The organism is Nocardia sp. NPDC050630 (genome assembly GCF_044457245.1).
Taxonomy (GTDB): Bacteria; Actinomycetota; Actinomycetes; order Mycobacteriales; family Mycobacteriaceae; genus Nocardia.
Genome location: NZ_JBITGN010000004.1, coordinates 52,858 through 72,386 on the forward strand (window position 1 = coordinate 52,858; position 19,529 = coordinate 72,386).

At 65.0% G+C, this 19,529-nt stretch carries 5 protein-coding genes and 1 pseudogene; 3 read left to right on the top strand and 3 right to left on the bottom strand.

Features of this window, described 5'->3' with window-relative positions; all coding sequences use genetic code 11:
* Window positions 1–54: 54 nt before the first annotated feature.
* The 3 genes from ACIBG0_RS12905 to ACIBG0_RS12915 form a co-directional block, all read right to left on the bottom strand.
* Complete coding sequence (locus tag ACIBG0_RS12905) at window positions 55–15,093, bottom strand: alpha/beta hydrolase (protein WP_397032074.1); 15,039 nt, start codon at window positions 15,091–15,093, stop codon at window positions 55–57.
* 9 nt (window positions 15,094–15,102) lie between these two features.
* Entirely contained in the window at window positions 15,103–15,750 is a 648-nt protein-coding gene (locus ACIBG0_RS12910; protein WP_397032075.1) for a hypothetical protein, read from the bottom strand.
* 939 nt (window positions 15,751–16,689) lie between these two features.
* A complete protein-coding gene (locus ACIBG0_RS12915; protein WP_397032076.1) occupies window positions 16,690–17,112 on the bottom strand; it encodes a hypothetical protein in 423 nt (140 codons plus the stop codon).
* Between the two features lie 843 nt (window positions 17,113–17,955).
* Here ACIBG0_RS12915 and ACIBG0_RS12920 point away from each other — a divergent pair.
* The 3 genes and pseudogenes from ACIBG0_RS12920 to ACIBG0_RS12930 form a co-directional block, all read left to right on the top strand.
* A complete protein-coding gene (locus ACIBG0_RS12920; RefSeq protein WP_397032078.1) occupies window positions 17,956–18,231 on the top strand; it encodes a hypothetical protein in 276 nt (91 codons plus the stop codon).
* Complete coding sequence (locus tag ACIBG0_RS12925; RefSeq protein ID WP_397032080.1) at window positions 18,228–18,395, top strand: hypothetical protein; 168 nt, start codon at window positions 18,228–18,230, stop codon at window positions 18,393–18,395. Before ACIBG0_RS12920 ends, ACIBG0_RS12925 begins: the two co-directional genes overlap by 4 nt.
* Before the next feature lie 115 nt (window positions 18,396–18,510).
* Window positions 18,511–19,529, top strand: a pseudogene (locus tag ACIBG0_RS12930) (hypothetical protein); the annotation flags it as partial.

The following is a 19,529-nucleotide window of genomic DNA, read 5'->3' on the forward strand; positions in this document are numbered from 1 at the left end:
CGCACGATCGTCACGCCGTCAGTCCTCACCTCGGCCAGCATCAGCGGCCCAGCATCATCTGAATATTCGGTCAAAATACTCCTTCAAATGATTGGTTATCTGTTCGTCACCGAGTGCGAACTTGCGCAGCTGCTGGGAGCCCGACACCCATGACGCAAACGTTTCAGCGAACGCCTCTTGCGGGTTGTTGTTGTATCTATTCCACTTAGGGTTGATTCTGAGGGTCTCCACCATCACCCTATGGAGGTCGAGCCAGGACTCGTCATCGCTGAGGCAGTCGCCATGGGCTCCGTACACCTCGTCAACAACATGCCCGACCTCATGCCAGACGAGCATCCCTGATCCGTTCCTACTGGTGGAATTGATGTAGACCCGCCGGTCATTCTGTAGATATAGGCCATCTACGTGTTCCCACTTGGCATAGTGATTGGGTCCGTCACTGTTCCGCACCGTTTCCTCGATCCCGGGCAACTGGCTAATGGGCCTGTTGCCGATGACGATTCCACCGTTGGGCGTGCCGTTCATGTAATCGCTCACCCGCTGGAAAATGTGCTCGGGTATCCGGGCCAGATCCTTCATGGCCTGCTTGCTTTTCCGCGTCTGGTCGACGATGTTGACAAAGGGGCCGCCCTCGGCCGGTGGGTAGGCGACGGTGAACTTGTTTGCGTTGCCGAGCTGCACATGATCGCCTGGATTCAGGATGACCTTCGAGCCGGGCTTGATTCGGGTCCCGTTGACGTATGTATGACTCGTCGATCCTTCGTCGCGGATCCAGACCCGACCGGACGGATGGACGCCGATACTGGCATGCCGAGCGGATATATCGTCGATGCCGGGAAAGTCGGTGGGCAACACCAGGGTTTCCCGCCCGAGCACCTCCGGATCGCCGTCGCACACCAGATCGAGCGAGAACTCGCCGTGTGGACTTTCGAGGTGGACCTGCATCGCTCGCGGGGCTCGTTCGTCGTAACCCGCCCACTTCCGGCCGAGTTCGCCGAGGCTCGTCTCCTCACTCAACGATGCAGAGTGCTGATCGGTTTCTTCGTTGGTATCGGTCTGCTCTCGGGCCTGCTCCGTGGTGGTCTCGGCACCGGCATCGTTCTCAGGCGAGAACGCGGGTGTCGGCGGCGACGCGGGGGCGTCATCCTCCACGGGTGCGCGGTTCGGTTGACCGGCGTCCACGCCGCTCACATGCGCACCCGGTGCTAGTTCTTTGTTCTTGGGCTGGCCCCTGCCGCGGATCCATTGTAGAAATCCGGATTTCGAGGGCTCGGTCGGGCCTGAGGTGTCGGGCGCGGCCGAGCCTGGCGGCTGCGCCGGGTTCGCGGATTGCTCACCGTCGCTCGGCTCATCCGTCTGGGGCACCAACTGACCGTTTTCACTCTCGTTTTCGGTCGGGCTCCAGGGCTCATCGCCTTCGCCCGTCGGCTGGTGTTGTCCGCCGGTCGGGCCCACGGGGCCTGCGACGGCGTAGAGGCGGAGTGGTTGCTCGTCGACCGTCTGGACCACCCGGGTGATGTGCGCGTCGATCGTGGTGCGCAGCTCGCCGGTCTGGGGATGCCAGACTACTGGTGTGCCGACGGGAAGTCGCACGAAAGCGATGGTCCTTTCGCCTGCGGCCATGTCGGCCGGGGTATCGGCCCGCACGGCCAACTGCAGCGTCCGATGTTCGCCTGGCAGGTACATCGCCTGCGAAATATGCGCTGCTACCAGCACATCGTGCGGGAGGATTCCCTCCTGCTCCGTGGTGGCCAGATGATCGGCGACGTATGCTGCAAGGTCGGTGGCCGGGGCGGTCAGGTCCGCGTTGACCGGCAGCAGTTCGCGAAGTGCCTCGTCGGCTTGTCGAGTCACGGGGAGGTTGCCGAAGTCGGTGTCCGACAGGCGCGGCACGTACTGGTAGCGGTCTTGCTCGAAAAACACGGATCGGCGAGTGCCGTTCACAGTCAATTCGACGGCGCGGTGGCCTCGTGGGCGAGTGACGCCGATGGTCAGTACGCCTGGGCCGAGTTCGGACACCGCCGACATCAGGCGGTCGACGAATTGCGGTGCATCAGGCAAGCACGCAGTCAGTACCGCGTGAATGTTCTCGTGGATATCCTCAGCGGGCGCAATCGGCAGGTGCACCCCCGTCGTTCCCGGATGTATGCCGCGCGGTGTCGTTTCGGTGGAGTCGCCGAGTGCCCGGACATTGCCTGCTGGGAAGTCCGCCCCCATCCTCGCAACCATCTCGTCGAAGTGGGGCTCACCGAAAATGGCGAAGACCTCTTTCCCGTCGGCGATAGCATTTAGTACCACCTGTACCGCGTATGCCTTTCTACGTTCGTGGCAATCGGCCGCGACCCGTTGCACCGGCGTCTCCACCGGCCTGCCCGCGAGCATGTCCACCGTTTCCCGCAACAACCAGTCCTCGTCGGCTGCACTGAATTCGAAGGGAGACTTTCGCTCCGGATAAAGACGCGCCATCACTCGCCCGAACGCTTTTCGACCATCGACGTTGCCCGGCAGAATGAACGAACGCATTGCTATGGTCTCGAGTAGGTGTTCTGTTGTATCCGGTCGATATCCCTCCTGTGCGCGTAACGCCTGTGGTATCCGGCGCAAGACGTAGTACGCGAAGACTGTTTCCGGGTCATGCCCTTTTTCCTCGATCAACCAAGCCACCTGATCACGAGGGTTTTCTTCCAGTGACCCGATCTCGACACCATGCACGGCGGCGAGATACGCCAGCCGACCGGTGTCACTGTCCGCGGCCAGCGAATCCCGTTCTGTCGGACCCGGCGTCGGAACTCCGCCTTCGACAAGAAGGATTCGGGCGTGCCCGCTCGTACGGTCGAGCCAGCCGTGAGCGAGACCGCCGAACGCCTTCGATTGGGGATGGTCGGGGTCCGTGCGATGGACAATCCCCACGAGGACACTGTCACCGGATTCGGATTTCGCCACCTTGTGCGGAGTGGGATCCTCAGTGCCGACCAGTCTCTGGACGCGGCCGGATGCGCCTGTTCGATCGCCTGCCGAGTCACGCTTGTTGGTTTCGAAAGCAGGGTGTTCGGCGGTCTCATGCTCGGCGGTGGCGGGCGTGATCGGCAGCTGCACTGTCGTCTCGGTCGGGAGTGGGGCGTCCTCGTTTGTGTCCACCGCCAGTTGCACTCTCCAGTCGCCCGCGCGCATGTCGAGAACAGCGACGGTCTCGTCGTGCTCGTCTCGGTCGAGTTGCAGCACCGTCGCATCGCTGCGGACGAGCAGTTCCGCGACGACAGGGGCGAGCTGATCGGTGTATTCGCTGGTCTTCAACACGCCATTGACGAGGAACCGTGCCCGACGCTCAACTGCGGCCCGGTCCGCAAACGGTCCGACGGGCATGGCCTGCGGGCCGGACCGGCCGGTGACCAGGTGGCTTCGGTCCTGCCCGTCATCGGGTACGGGGTGGTCGAAGTCGAGCTTGATCCGATGCCAAACCCGTCCGCGGGTATCGGCGTCGGATTCCTCCACGCGAGGCTGGCAGTCGATACCGGACAAGGCTGCGCGCACATACTCTTCGTCGATTCCTGGCTCGCCCCGGGTGTAGTAGTCCAGTTCGGCGCGCAACCGCGGTTGTCCGTCTGCCTTCTCCGACATGGTCAACACGATCGCCGCTCCCGGTCCGGTCCGGCGCTGATCGACGGCATCTCGACCGTCGTCGGCCACCGATGCGCCCAGTTCGCTCACCCGCAGCATCGCCTCGATAGCGTCGCGGGATGTACTCGGCCGGTCGGCTTCGGGCAACCATCCGGCGAGCGTCGACGCGACCGCTACCAGATCCCATGGTTGCTCTTCCGGGCGCATGACCCGCTGCCAGCGGAAACTACCGTACTTCTCGGCCATTGCCACCGCATGCTGCTTCGCCTCGCGGTAGGCGTCCATGGGGGTGTAGTCCGGCTCGTCGGCAGGCTTGCCCGCGAGTCGCCGCTCCATCCGCAAAAGTGTCGCCTCGAGCTTGTCGGCGATCTCCCGAATCTTTGCCGCGTGCTCGCGGCGCATGTCGCGGTTGCCGAGAATCCATCCGTCGGGGTCGCGGTGCCCGGTGTCGGGATCGATGAAGCCAGCGTTGCGGCGCAGCCGATCGACGAATGCGAGCCCGACAGTCATGTCCGGGTCCCACAACTCCGGCGCCGCGTTTCGGTAGTCCCAAATCAGCCGCAGCGCCTTATCAATGAAGTTGACCCTAACGCCCATCTTGGCCATGGCACGGCCGAGCACCCGGAACGGGCTGTAGCGGCGCGACATCAAATCCTCAACCGCCAACTCGATGCTCTCGACCAGCGCATCGGGCTCCGACAGCGTCTGCAAATCCACACCGGCCACCCAGTTGGCCAGCCGCAGCGCCACGAAAGGCCAGTCGCGAGGCATCTGGGCGACCACAGTGGGTCCCGCCAGCGCAAGCCACCGGTCCGGCAGCGATGTCATCAGCTCGACCGATTGAGCTCCGGTGGCCTCGTCGAATGCGGTGGCCTCCACCGTCATCCCCAACAGCACAGCCGTAGGCAGGCCGTAGCCGTGCCGCATGGCACGGTGGAAAAGCAGTTCCGCCGAGGCCTTTTCGTCGAAGGCGTCCGGATTGTCTGTACGCCTGCCGCCCCCGTAGAGGATATCGCTCCACGCATCGGCGACCATCGCCAACACGATCTCCCCGATGTCGCCGCCCTGACGGACACCGTTCTCGAGTACGGCGTGCAGGTCCCCGATAAGACCGAAACCGTTGTGGTAGAACGCTCCAACCCGGTATTCGCGCAGCTCGAAGCGGCCGTGAATCTGATTGGCCCGCCCGATATCGGGATGACCGTAGAGTGTCCGATTGACGTACATACCTTCGGCCGCAAGCCGTATCGCCCGCTGGATTTGTGGGTCGGCGAGCTGGTCGTCGGACAGATGCGTGTGAAGGACCTTGGTCACCTCCTCCAGCTCGGTGGCGATCACGGTCAGGGGCAGCGGCGCACACCTCGGGCTAAGCAGGAAATCCTTGATCCAGGCCGCCGCCCCGACATCCACCGGCAGATCCCGCTCCTGTTTCCATGCGTACACATCCGGCAGACCCGCAACCCGCAACCCCCGCAGATCCGGCAGACCTGCCCCCTGCACGTTCATCCATGACCGCCGACGCAGAGCCTCATGCATCACCAATCCCTGCCACCCCTGCGATATACGCAGCCGACCGTGGGCGAGCACCGTGGGCCCGCGCGCGGCGACCCGCATGCCTGCGGCCTCCAATCGCTGCAACAGAGCCTCGGGAACCGACAACTCGATGACCGGCGCCACGCCCGGCGCAGCGGTACCCAACGCCGCTGCCACAGCCGCGTCACCCATCACAACGCATTGCTCCGCCAACTCCCGACCGAGTTCGCCGATACTCTCCCACTCATCGAACAAGTATGGATTCGAAACCTTTTCGGTCTCGATACCAGCCCGTTCCGTGCCGCCGGGCGGACGTCTGTCTTTCCGCGTCCACGGCGTCGGCTGTGGAGCCGACTTCTGATCAGTCCGCAATGATCCGGTTACCGTCCCCGCGATTGAAGGCACATCGTGGGCCTCTCGTCCGGGTGAGCTGTTCGACGTGGCTGTCCACGGCGTGCGGTGCGATGCGCTCTCACCACTAGTGGACGCGCTCTGTCGCTGTGTCCCCCCGCTACCCGCCGATGGCGCAGTCCGGGGCGTGGGGGGCGGCGCAAGCATCTTGCGGACCTGTGCCGCGTCGCGGCTCTCCCCTCGTTCGGTTGTATCGGTAGTACGGTCGGACTCGGCTGCTGCCGAGGTTAGCGACGCATCGAGAATTGACCTGGATGATTCCGCCCGCGCGACCGGGTGGTAGCTGCCATCGTCATATCGTCCGTGCTCGGGATCAACGGGCATCGAGCCGAGCCGGCGAGCCGGTTGACGGCGGTCCACCGCAATTAGGGTGTCTCCGCGGCCCGCGGTGATATGCGCAGCATTGGCGAGCGTTTCGGTGGGCAGTCCGGTCACCGGGTCGTGGCGCAGATAACCCTGATGCACGGCCTCGGCGCCGATGAAGTCCGGCGAGTCCAAGAACTCGGCACGGACCCGTCTGGCGCCGAACGCCTCGGCAGCAGGATCCATGCCGAGACCTAGCCGACGGTAGTAGCGGCTCCACGCACCGGGCCGGTCCGCACCGAACAAGGTCACCGGATCGCGCCATGACGCGAAGACGAAGATGTTGTCCGCGCCGATACCGAACTCCGCGGCATTGTGCACCGGACCCGCACCGGGCGACCCCGACAGGGTGATCGATGCGACCAGCCCCGCCAGCCTTCCGTACCTGCCCGCGTAGCACGTGGTCACCGAGCCGTAGCTGTGCCCGTAGAGCCGGATGCTCAGACGATCCGGGGTGGCGGTTCCGGCAAACTGCCTGGTGGCGTGGAACGCCGCGAGATCGCCCAGCAACAGGTTGCCGCCGGTTCTCGCACGGCCGCGGAAGGCGGCTTTCACGTAGCCCGTGCTAATGGGGCCGGTCGGTGCGTCGTATCCGATCCAGATGATCGAGGCCAGCTCCAGCGACGGATCCACCCGAAGCGTCTCTTCATACAGGTTGCGCAGCGGCTTGAACTGGTAGGTCAGCGAGCGCGACGTCGTATTCGTACCCGGCACATGGAGGTTCACCGTCTGCGCGGTGTCCACGTTCCCGAGCGCAACCACGACCTTCCCCTTGCCATTGAAGGCAGTCGAGTCGTAGGACAGGACGTGCACGGGCGGGCTGCCAGGTATCTCCGTGGCTTGGCGGTCCAACTGTGCCAGGTGATTCCGGGTATGGATCAGATTGCCGAACTGCTTCCTCTCCGCCTCGGTGAGTTCGGTTCGGAACCAGTTGAGGATTTTCCGCTCAGGCGGCTTGCGCGCTATGAACTGGGCCAGGTCGCGGCTGATCGACAGCCGGTTCGCGTAGTCGCGGATCGCGGCGGGAATGCCGTCGGCATTGCCGATCTGGTGCGGATAGAGCTGGATCAGCGCCTGCTGAGTGATGCTCACTGCACCTGGCCGGGCGAGGTCGGTCAGCGAGTGCCACCACTCGGCGTTCTCGGTCGCGCATCGGCGTGCGGAATCCGCAAAATGACGGTTCCGGGGACGCTGCAGCATGTCCGCGTCGGCGAACCCACCCGCACGCAGGGCTTCATCGCCGAAGTCCTGCTGTTCATCGGTGAACCCCGTGTCCACAGGCAGCGCGGTCCCGAGATACACCGGGCGCCCATCCGCCGCGCCCGGATCAGGTGATTGCTCGTCACTGTGGCGGTCGACAAGTGACACCACGTTCTTGCTGGGTGACGCGCGCCTGCCCCACGCTCTCTGGAGTGGCCCCAGGACTTTGCCGTCCGAGCGCGGGGTTTCCTGGTCGGGATCGTGCGGGTGGAGGTTGGTGAGGTTGTCGTCCTCGTCGGCGGTGAGGAAGGCGACGAAGGCGTCTTTGATGTCGGGATAGGTCTCGTTCCATTTTTCGGGGGTGCGGACGCGGGGGACGCGGTCGGGGTCGTTGGCATCGGTGTGGGGATCGTCGGTGTTGGTGATGTTGGTGTCGAAGATGACGATGTTGCCGCCGGGTTTGTTGTCGGTGTTGGTGATGGTGATGGCGTGCATCTTCTTGCCGTCGTCGAGGAGCAGGACGGCGGTGTCGGCTCCGTCTTTGAGGTTTTGGACCTCGTCGATGGTCTTGGCGACGGGGTCCTTGGTGCCTGGGATCTTGACGAGTTGGGTTGCGATGGCTCTGCGGAGGTGTTCTGGGCTCCTTTGCCACCGTTTGGGTTTGATTCCGGTATTGAGGCCGAGTGCCCACGTTGCTTGGGATGTTTGGTTGATGCAGTCCAGCAGTTTGCGGGCTTTGAACAGCCGGTGGTAGAGGGACCAGCCCGCGATGGTGCCGAATGTCGCGGCGATGGACATGCCGGTCGTGTGGTGACCCAATAGCGCAATTGCGCCGCCGGCGAACAGTGAACTCGCCGCGAACGTGCCTCGGGCCGTCGCGGAGCCGATGGATCTCACTCGTCCGCGCACCTCGGACGGTGTGGTGTTGTTCATGTAGGTGGTAACGGGTACCCCGACAACAGCTTGGACTGCCCATGTGCTGGCGAATCCTGCCGACGCTACCCAGGGATTGGTGGTGAGTGCCTCGACTATCGCGGACCCGGCCACGCCCGCCAATCTGGCCGTGAGCAGCGTGTCGATGCTGGTTTTCTCCAACCACCTCTTAGGGATCAGACTCCCGACGACACCCCCGAACGGGGTGATCAACAGCACGGGACCCTGCTGCCATGCTGGAAGGCCGGAGTGGGTGATCAGCCACGTAAACTGCAGTCCCTGCATTCCCAGATAAAAATTGGTAAGACCGAGGTTGGCGTAAGAGCGTCGTATCAGAGGGAGATTCTGGACGGCACGCAGGCCCTCGGCGATCGACTTCCGAATCCCGTCCGATTCACCGGTTTTCGGTGCGGCCGAAGACGCGGGCAACCGCCACAATGTTCCCAGATTCACAATGCTCGTACTGACATCGATGAGGGGAGCTGTCCACGTCCCGGCTTTCAGCGCGATAGGCCCGAGCCCCTGTCCCAGAACGCGGCTGAGGTTCATTTTGAGGTTGGAGAAGCGGGACAGCCCGCCTTGCGTCGCCTTGCCAACCATTTCGATGAGCGTCTTGTCGATGGCGCTGTTGTAGACGACGGAGGCGCCCGCTCCGACGAGTGTTGTTCCGACGAGGATGGGGACGGAGTACGACGATCCAGAGGCAAGTGCGGCGGTTGCTGTCAACCCTCCTGCTGCTGACACGATTTGGCTGCCGATCAGCAATTTCTTCGGTGGAGTGTGGTCGGTCAGATGTCCCGCGATCAGCGCACCAACGGTATGGGGCATTTGGGAGAGCCATCCGATTGCGCCTGCTGGTCCTGGTCCGAGCACCTGCATGAAATACAAGGACAACATCGCTTGCATGACCTCGGAGCCGAGGTCGTTGAACAACTCGGCGCCCAGACGTACGCCCACATAGGGGTCAGCGTGAGCCAAGCGCAGCAAGGAGTCGCTCTTATCGAGGCCATTGGTGTTTTCTGGCGCTTCTGTGTCGCTGGATTCCTCGGGTTCGGTCGGCTCGTTACCGGAATCGTTCGTCGCCCGGCTATCCGGCGGATCGTGGCTTGTGTTTTTCTGCCCCTCGGAATCCGGTGCGGCTGGTCGTCGTTGCCCAGACGGCGAGGGTTCGCCGGTTTCGTCCTCGGTGCCGGGCTGTTCTGTGCCGCCTTGCGGTTCTTCATTGTTCGGGCTGCCCGCGATGGGGTGTTGTGGTCGTGTGCCGTCGTCTTCGCTGGGAACGATTGGAGTGGATGCGCTGTCAAAGAACAGGGCGTAGATGGTGCGCTGGTCGGGTTCGGGGTAGAGACCTCGGTCGGCCGCAGCGGTCTTCCATTTTTCCCATTCCATCGGGTAGGCACGACCGTTGTCATCGGTTATCCGGGGGTCGCGGATCAGGATGACGTTGCCGACAGCAGTGAAGGTGAGCGCATGCGCATAACGGCCGTCGTCGCGTGGTGCGAAGGTCCCTTTCGGGGTGGGATCGATGACGACGTAGGCGCTGTCGGCGTAGCCGCTGTCGAGTAGGTTTTTGACCTCGGCGAGATCGCCTGCGACGGCGGCCAGTTGGCCGCTGAGATCGGCTTCAGCGGAGTCCCACTCGACCGGGCCCTCCCGATCGTGCCTCAAAGGTCGATGCGGATCGAGGCTGTATGCGCTCAGCGAGTCCATCGCGCGGGCATGACAGTCTCGCCGGACCTCCGTGACGAACGCCGCCTTCTCGGGGCGAGTGTGCAGTTGCGCGAAGCGGCGCCAGACCGGCCAAGCCACGGCACCGGTGATACCCGCCTCAGCCAACACCGCACCCAACTCAGCCGCGGGCCGGCTGCCGATGAATCCGTCAGGCCCCGGTCGGTCGTCCTCGACTGTCGTCGTCCGGGCGTCCGTGCGTGCCGCCGCATCCGATTCGCCAGCCCGACGCAGACTCTGATGCTCCGAGCCGGACGGGCCAGGGTGGGCGACAGGATCGTCGTGTGGTGTGCTGCCGCGCTGCGAATCACCGGGATCGTCCGATGGGCGACTGCCGACGCGGCCATCCGGATCGGTACTATCGGCCCGGCGGTTGTCGACGGGTGGGGCGCTGCCGACGTTGACGGGTTCGGCCGGCCGCAAGACGTTCGGTTCCTCCACATGTACCGATTCGCCGGCTTCATTGATTTCCCGGACCAATTCCACAGGCACCTGTGTCTTGGTGGGGAGAGTGTCGTGGTCGGCCGAGTCCGGAACGAGATCGCCGTGCTGGTCGAAATCGATGGTCCAAAAGGCGCATTCGGCCTCGGGCACTGTGTCGATGAACTTCTGCTGTTCGCGCTGCCAAGTTTCGAACCTGACGGCCTTGTTCAGCAGTGCACGGCGGTCTCTGAGGTCTTTCGGTCCGAAATCATCGTCGGTCCTGCCGTCGCGAGCGGCCGCGAGGTCTACCACCACCAGGTTCGGCGGTTCACCGGGTTCGCTGTCGTTGACCAACAGCACCAGGTGGTTGTCGGCCTCGTCACTGCCGTGTGCCTCGGTGTTCTTCAATTTGTAGACCAGGACTTGAACGCCTCCCGGCCGCCGTTTCAGCGATTCGACGGCCTGATCCAGCGATTTGGATGCCTTGGGCGGGCCGTGGCGGAACGACGATGTGACGGTGTCCCAGTTGTGGCCGCGCAGCGCTATTCCGTTGGGCGGCATCGTGAAGTGGTCCGCGTTCTTTTCGCACAGCAATCGAATGGCGGTCACACCGTTGTAGACGCCGCTGTTCGGGCTGCGTCGGTGTATCTCGACTACCAGATCGAGCAGGGCGGTGGTGGCCAGGTAGAGCGACGCTGCGGCGACAACGTTCTCGACGACAGAGTTCTCGGCAACGGTGGTGCGGGCCGCGAAGTCGTCGGCCATCGAGTCATCGGCGGCACGACGGTCTGCGGGGTCGGGATCGGTGCTGGGGGCGGGCCGATGGGTGCCGTCGTCGGACAGCTGCCGAATGAGGGCTTCGCCCAGCAGATCCCGGGCCGTTGCGGTGGTGACGTCGGAGTCGGAAAGATCCAGAGCTCGAGCCAGCTCGAGTTGGGCGGTGGTCATGGCGGCGCCGACGTGGCGTAGTCCTTCCGCGCCTTCGATCTTCGCTGGGGCCCAGCCGATTATCTCGGCCAGCTTGTTGCGTCGCGGTATGAGCTCATCGAGCGCCTGCCCGTCGGTGAGTAACGCGTATTGCACCGCCTTGCCGGGCGCGGTCGCGTCGAGGTGTTGACGCAACGCCTCCACGGCGGAGGGTGGGAGGTTCGCCCGGTCGAGCAGGCTTACCAGCGGATCGCCGTCGTTGTGGTCGAGCGCGTCGTTCTGGTCGAGCGTCGAGGCGAGAGCGGTCACGGTCGAGGTGGGGATCCCCAGCAGCCCGGCCAGCCGCGTGGACCGGTCGACCAGTTGGTCCGGTCCGACGAGGTCGCCTGGGTCCCAGGGTGTCATGGCCGTAATGAGGGCGGACGGATCGGTGATGGGTGCGTAGTGGAGGATGAAATCGGCGGTGGCGTGGTGGTGGGCGCGCTGTTGCAGTCCGGGCACGAGCGAGACGAGCTTGTCGCCGGCCGCGACGAGATTGTCGTGTGTTGCGGGAGTGGGGTCGGTTCGGTGCTCGGCGACGGCTTGCTCGTATTGGACCACCACCTCCCGGACCCCGCGCAGATGCATGGCGTTGCGGATCAGTGCGTCCTGCGGCGACATCAGTGCTTGCGCCGTGCCGGGTTTGCCATTGCGGGCAGTGCGGTTCTTGGCCTGCTCGTAGATGTAGGCATGTTCGGGGACCTCGGTCATCCACACATGCATGCCACCCTTGGCCAGCACCGCATCCGATACCGCGATGTCCACACCACGCTGGCCCTGCCGATTGATCACCAGGATCTTGCCCTGCTCACCAGCAGCGCCGAATACCTTCGCCAGCTCAGTTTCCCAGTCCGCGCCCCACTTGGCGATCCGGTCGGCGTCGACCGCCTCGATCGCTTCGCGCGGCACCCCCGCCCGCAGCAACGCCCGAACCTGCTTTTCCACCAAATCATTGCGGTGGCACAGGATTTCCTGGAAGCGGCCCTGCCCGCCGTCCCACATCTGCTGGGCATAGCCAGCCAGCGCGTTCAGCTTGGCCCTAGTGTTCTCGTGCACATCGGGCTGTCCCTGCACCAACCGCGACGGGTTGAACGGATCCACCGCGTGCGGTGCTTCCAACCCGTACACGGTCTTCAGCACCTCACCCAGGTCGGTCAGCGTGCCCGAAGCGCCGGTGATGTGGTCGAAGAAGCGATCGGTGCCATAGATCTCGGCCGCGGTAATCCTCTTGGCGGAGTCGGCATCGGCGCGCACCACGATTCGGTGTTCCTCGGCGCTCATCCCGATGGACTCGGCGGCCCGGATCTCCTTGGCCTCGACGGCTTGGGCCAGGCTCGCCTTGCCCGGCTCGGCGCTCCACCGCGATTCACTCGAGGTCTTCGGATTGCGTTGCAGGCCGTGTTCGCCCTGATCGATGATGACGATCTTGCCCGCATCCATCACGTAGTGAATGTTCTTGCGGCAGGTGAACTCAGCGGCCGCGGCCATCTCGAGCCGCGAGGACCCCACCTGCCGCAGCCACCGCTCACCGCCCGGCAGCGCCTCGACCTTCGCCCGTCCCGCCGGTGTCAACCCCGCCTGGCCGTCATACCAGTACTGCGTCCCCACCCCGAAAGTTCCGTCGGGCAGTTCCACGTCGACTTCTTCGGCGATCCGTTTCAGGCCGAAATCCTCATGCGACAGCTGCCCTTTCGCCAGCGCCTCCACAAGGAAGTCGTGGGCCGCGAACACCTCCCGCACCGTCGCCTCGCCCGCGGCGCCGGCAGCGATCTCGGAGCGGATGAACGTCTTCTCCCCGCGGTCGACGATCGCATCCATCTCATCGATCACCACCCGCCGCGGAGGCATGTGACCGGCGTTACACAGGTGTCCGACCGTCTCACCGGTGGCCACCACGATCGCGGGCCGACCCGACGTCACCGAACCGAACCCGGACTCATGATCGGCCCGCAACACGTCGAACCCGAAACCGCCCAACACCTTCTGGTATTTGATGAACTCCCGATGCGCCAACCCGTCCGCGGTCGTCACCAGCAGCACCGAACCGTGGCGCACCGCCTGGGTCATCGAGTACGACATGAACATCAACGTCTTGCCCTGGCCAGGCAGCATCTGCACCGGCCGCCGCGCCATCTCGAACCCACCCTCCAGCTGTGGCCCCCGCAACACCATCCCCCCCGGCACCTCGTCGGTCGTGCCCCGCCGGATGATCTCCATCCCCGCGATCAACGATTCCCGCTCATCGGGATGGAACAACCCCGCCTTCAACACCTCCTCCGACAGGTTGCACAGCCGCAACTCCTCCGGGAGGTGCTCACCGGAACGCGCGTGGAACTCGACCGACACCTCATCGGCACGATCGCGATGACTCGGTGTCGACGAACCGGCATCGTCGTGCGAACCCGCGGCCAGACCGGGAGGAGACGGCGTTTCGGGACCGGTCGCAGCCTCCGACGTGCCGTGCTCCCTGGCGAGGCCGTCCTCTCCCACGAGGCCGTGCTCCCCGCCGCTCGGATGCTTACCAGCGGTATTTTCTGCGGCGTCCGCGAGAACCCGTGGTGGCGGCGCTGTTTCCGCGCTGGCCACGACACGCGGCGGCGCTGTCAGGCTGGTGCGATCAGCAGGCCTGTCCGACCGCCCTGCCTCGGTCGGCCGGTCGGTTGTGCCGCAGGCACGGCCCGTCGCCTGGTCATGTGGCATCGAGCCCGGCATCGCGGACGGCCGCGATTGCCCCGACCCAACGGTTTCGGTGTTGCCGGTCGCGGCGGTCCGCAGCGCCGCGCCTCGGGCGGCCACCGTGTCCGGACCGGCGGCCCAGGTGCTCCTCGCGGTCTCCCACGCGTGCTCCGCTTCCTCCGAAATCTTGATCGGCGGCACGTCGGCACGCAGGTCGGCCCGGGTGAACAGTCCGCTGCCGTCGACCTCCACCGCGGCGGACCGAGAGCGGGCGGCGTGGGCATGCACGGTCCCGGCGAATGCGCCGTTGAGCATCGGCGCGAGAATGTGGTCGAAATCCTCCGGCCAACCGGTGATCAACGCCGCCGCTCCCAAGCCGGCCACCGCGCCCGCGGCCCCGTGCACCAGCCCGAGCAGCAACCGGCTGTTCTCCACCCCAGGAAAAATCCGCGGCGCGAACCTGCCTGCGACCATGCCGCCAGCCGCACCGCCAGCGCCCGACACACCCGCGGCAAGAATCGACATCAGGTCGATGCCTTTCTGGTTCTCACCGTTGTCCCCGATCGGGGACAAATTCCGGTATCCGGCCGCGGCCTGCAGCAGTTGGACACCGCCGTCGACGCCCGCGGGTCGTGCGGCGGCTTTGCCCACGACGACAGCGAGCTTGACCGGCCCCGACCCCGACAGCTTCGCCGCCGTGTTCGCCGCGCCCCGCTCATATGCCCGCTCCAGACCCGCGCGCATCAGCTCGACCTCGGCTCGGCCCTCCGCCAACATCGACTCCACCACCGGCGCCGCAGCCGCCTCCCCACCAGGACCAGCAGCGGCCGCAGCCGCCAGAACCCTGACGATTCTGTAACCCAACTCGATGCCGAACGCGAACATCACACACAGCGTCTTCTCCGCATCGTTGGCCGCACCCTCCGATTGATCGGCCAGGATCACCGCTTCGTCGTGCAGCCTGACCGTGCTGTCCCGGTGCAGGCGCAATGTTTCGCGCAGCCGATCGCCGAGCGCACCGACGGAATCCTGCTGCGCCAGAAGGCTTCCCGCGTCCTCTGAGTGACCCTTCATTGCTTCGGCCTTGTCCCGCAACTCCGCCGCCATCCAGCGCATCCTGGACACGTCGGCCCGGGGTAAGTCGCCACCGAACACAACCATTTCGATCGGGCGCCGCACAATGTTGGGCAAGCCTTCGAATAACTCCCGCAGCTGCACTACCGGGTTCAACAACCCTTCCACCGGCACCACCTAGCCCGGCCGCGAGGCCGCATCGAGCAGCACCGTGTAGAGCGTTCTCGCCGGAGCGCTCGCCTTGTCACCGTGCAGCACGACATCGGCGAATGCATCGCCCAGCGCCCGACTCACATCGAAGCCACCCCCGCCGATGGCCCCGGTCAAACCGGCACGCCAGCGCCGGAAACCACGCAATACCTCTGCGAGCGTGGTGTACCGCCCCGCCTCCAGGCGCATATATTCCGCGATCAGAACACGCTGCGCTTTCCTCCGCGCGAAACCACCACCGGCGAAATCGAGTGCTAGGCCGAGTTCGCGGACCGTGGCCGAGTAGATCACCAAATCTTCCAGACCGGCCCCGGATTCCGGCGTGCCGGCAACTCGGCTCGGTGCACGTGCCGTCCGCTGGTCGAGAGTGATCGACGACGCACCGCCGGCCGCCGCGTCGTCGCGCGATTCGCTGCTCCACTGGACACTGTCTGCGCCGTCGTCGAGGTCTGCCACCGCGACCACGTCGAGTTCGATCACCGGGTACTCGGTGAGGACACGATCAACAGCCGCCGCGAACTGGCGTACAGCCGCCTCCTCCAGGTCGGGCAGGTCGAAACCGACGACCTCGACGCCGTGCCGCTCGGCCAGCATCCGCGCCAGCCAACCCAGCACGGCGTTGCCAACCGGTCGCTCAGGGGGGTGACGGCGATCGTCTCGGCCCGGTTCGTCAGTGGGCTTCTTAGTGCGCGGCGGGGAACCGAACCGGGGGCTCGACGGACCCGCCTCAGCAGCCGCCGGCCCGCCGGGTGCCATGAGCGGCCGCCGGGTCCACGGGGTATCTCTTATTCCCGCACTGACCGAAGGAGTCGTCCCCTGTTTGGCCGCCCCCGGCGCGCCGGCGGCATTCCGCGACGGTGGAGGCGATACCGGGGAGGACGAGGGCCGCCGGCCGGAGTCCTCCACAGGTCTTTCAGCGCCATGTCGGCCCCCTGTCCGCGCCCAGGGGTCCGAGCGCTGCGGACCATCCTGAGGTGCGGACGGTTCTCCAGTCGCACCCTTCGGCGCGCCAGGCGAGGATTGTTCGATGGAGTCGGCGGCCCTGGCATGCGGCGTAGGACTCGCTTGCCCCGTCCTGGTGCTCAGGTCCGTTCCACGGGGGTCGGCAGCCGTGGCATACGGCGCATGAGCCGGCACTCCCGGCTCGGGCGGTAGAGGAGACGTAACGCCTGCGGGCGGATGCGGGCCCACTCCGATGCCCGGATCTGGATCAGTCTGCTCGTTGGCTGCTCGGCCTACCAGACCGGCAGTGTTCTGATCGTGTAACTCGAAGTCGTGCGCGGCGTCCACGATCCCCTTGGCCGTGCTGTGCAGGCTCTGCTCCACCGCCCGCAGGTTGGCCAGCAACTGATCGGCATGCGGCTTGAAATCCTTGGCGAACGCCTTGCCCAGATCGTCGTCGCCCCAACACCCCTCAGCACGTGCAAGGCAATCACGCAGTCCAACGTAGGTCTGACCCACCCGGTCACCGAGGTTTTCGAGCCGCGCACTCTGCTCGCCCAGACCGTCCAAATCCAATCGAAGTTCACTGTGCACGCCGCCACCCCCCTTCGGTCAGGCTCGGCGCACTCGGCGAAGCCGAAACCGTCGCTCGAAACCGGATACGAACACCGATCGCGGCACAGATGAGGTCGAGCGCTCCACCACACCGTCGTCGGCGACATAGAAAATCGCACGGTCCAAAGCGATTTCGCCGGCGGGCATCGGCGAACGCACCACCCAGCCCACGCTGATGCGATCGGCCTGAAGAATCGACAGCGGGTATCCGGTCGTGTCATAACGCTGCTGGCGGATGTGGCTTCGTACGAGGTCGAGCGCATCCGCCTCGGGGACCCGGCCTGCATGATCTGCGATCAAGCCAGCGACCATGAACTGGAACGCGGCGCCATCGACGTCGACCCGATCGCCATCACCGAAGACGTTCACTATCGTCTCGCGGGTCACCACACCCGCCTGCGCGGCGGCTACCAACTGCACGGTGACCTCCAAGGCAGAACGACTTCCCAGTTCCCCGGATGATCAGCCGGACGCAGGGATTGGCGCCGCCTCTTGACGCAGCTCTCGAACCGCTGTCCGGTCACCATGTCGCCACTGCCGACCTCGGCCGGAACAGCTTGTCCCGTTCGGCAACAACTCACGCACCTATAGATACAAGCAACTCAGTTTGCAAGTCAACCTATTGATGCAACTTTTATTTCGTCGGATGCGTAATTTGGCCGCCGACGAGATAACCGATGTCGGCGAGCTCGGTCAGCGGGTATTACCCCTTGGCTACCAGCTACGGTTCGAAAGAGTCGTTGCGGCCGCCGCTCCTCTATCAGCACCCGACCGACTTGGGCGTCGGGGCGTTTGCCGTTGGGGACGTTGCCATCCGAGCCGCCGACACGCTCGCGACCGGTCGCAACCGAGGTGGACGTCAAGCTCCCCTCCAACGCGAATTCGATCCGACCGCCCTTACGGTCAGCTACAGCCGCCCGTCCGCGCCACCAGCTGCGCGAAGTATGTGCAACTCAAATTTCGCCGGTCGACACGCTGGCCACTGGTCCGCCCCTCTCGACTTGCACAGCGGCGCTGCCGGTGCGGAAGTGGCGCCCGAGGCGCGCGGGATCGGGCGGAGATCAACACCACTGCGCGACAACGCCGTCAGCACATTATGCAACTCAATGTGCAACATCGCATTGAAAGGCAAGTTCTATTGCATTAGCCTGAGTGCACCCGACACCGGTCTGCGTGTGGCGCAAGTCGACCGCCCGCACCCATAGCAAGGGGTGATGAGCAGGACAACGGCGTCGGCTAGCAACGAGAGAGGCAGTCGAACCCGTGACCAGGCTGAGGAAGTACCCGTCCTCCGCTGCCAATGCGCGCACCCGAGGCACCGCGCCGCGTAAACACGCGGCCACGGCGTCGGGTTCGGAGGACGAGCAATGGCGCGCCCAGCTGAGCGGCTACGGATTCCACAACGGCCGTTTCGACCCCGGGATGGCGGTCGCGGACGCGTTCACCGAGGTGCAGACCAACGGTTTCGAGGCAGCGGCACCAGCAAAAGTGTTGCACCGCTTACTGATCGAGACCGCACGGAAAACGGCGACACCGTGAACTTCGGCGGTGGACACACCGCCCAAGCGCGGCACAACACCTTCGAGCCCGACCTACCCGCAGCCCTCGACGGTCGGCCGATGCGGATACACCTGCGGTTGGGACCCGACACCGACTCTGTACTGATCACCATCGCCCTGACCCACCCCTCACCGACGACATGATCGCGACAGCGCGTCGAGCATTCGTCACCGAGTCAGCTCTCACCGACTTCGCCGCCGTTATGACCGAAGTCCCGGGACCGCCGCCGGTACAAACCGCAATACCAGGTGCGGCGCAATGACTTTGACACTGCCGGCGGCATTTCCCAAGTGGCTGGTCGAGGCCGTGGCAGGGTACTGGCCCGAGTGCGACGAGGACGCGGTACGCCGCGAAGGCGACCACTGGAAATTGACCGGCGACAGCTGCCGCCAGCTCAGCAAACGTCACGATGCGGTCTGCGCAACGGAAAAGACCGCCCTCCACGGCTACAGCGCCGACACCAAAGCCACCAGAAACATGCAGCTCGGCGACGACCTACGCAACCAAGCCACCTACTGCGATTCCATGGCCGAGCAGTGCTACCAGAAGGCCAACGACTGCGAATTCACCAAACTGCAGGTCATCGGAACCGGCTTCGCACTACTGGCGCAACTCGCGGTGGACGCGCTGATGTCCGCACCTGGCGTGGTGAAGGCAGCCGAAGACCGGGCCGCCGCCGAAGCATCCTGGACCGCGACCGCACGCCGCTACTTCGGCAACATCAAAAAGGTCGGACTGGAATGCGCCACCAAACGCAAGGGCCTGCCGCTGGCCAAAGCCACCGCCATCGGCTTCGCACTCGGTGGCGGTACCGCCGCCGCCGTCAACGCTGGCGCCCAGTACTACCAGATGCAGGTCTTGCATCACCGCGACAAGATGGACTGGGGCATGGTCGAAGACGCCGCGATCATCGGCGGCGTCGGCGGCGGCATCGGAGCACGATTCGCCTCACGCTTCGCACCCGGCATCAACAAATTCCTCGGCAAACTCGCCGCGAAATCCGAATCCAACCTCGCCCGCTACAGCGCACACGTCACCGCCGGAGTGCTCATCGGCGGTGCCGGCGGCGCTGCCGGAGCACTGGGCGGCGCCGGCGCCGGCGTCATCGTCACTGGCCATCTCCCAGACGCTAAAGAACTACGAACCTCCGTGCTCCAAGGCTTCGTCGGCGGCTCCGTCGGCTCAGCCACCATCTTCACCCACCCCCTACCACCCGGACTGCGAGCCAGGACCACGACGGACCCCTCAGCCAAACCATCGCTCCCCACCGACAAACA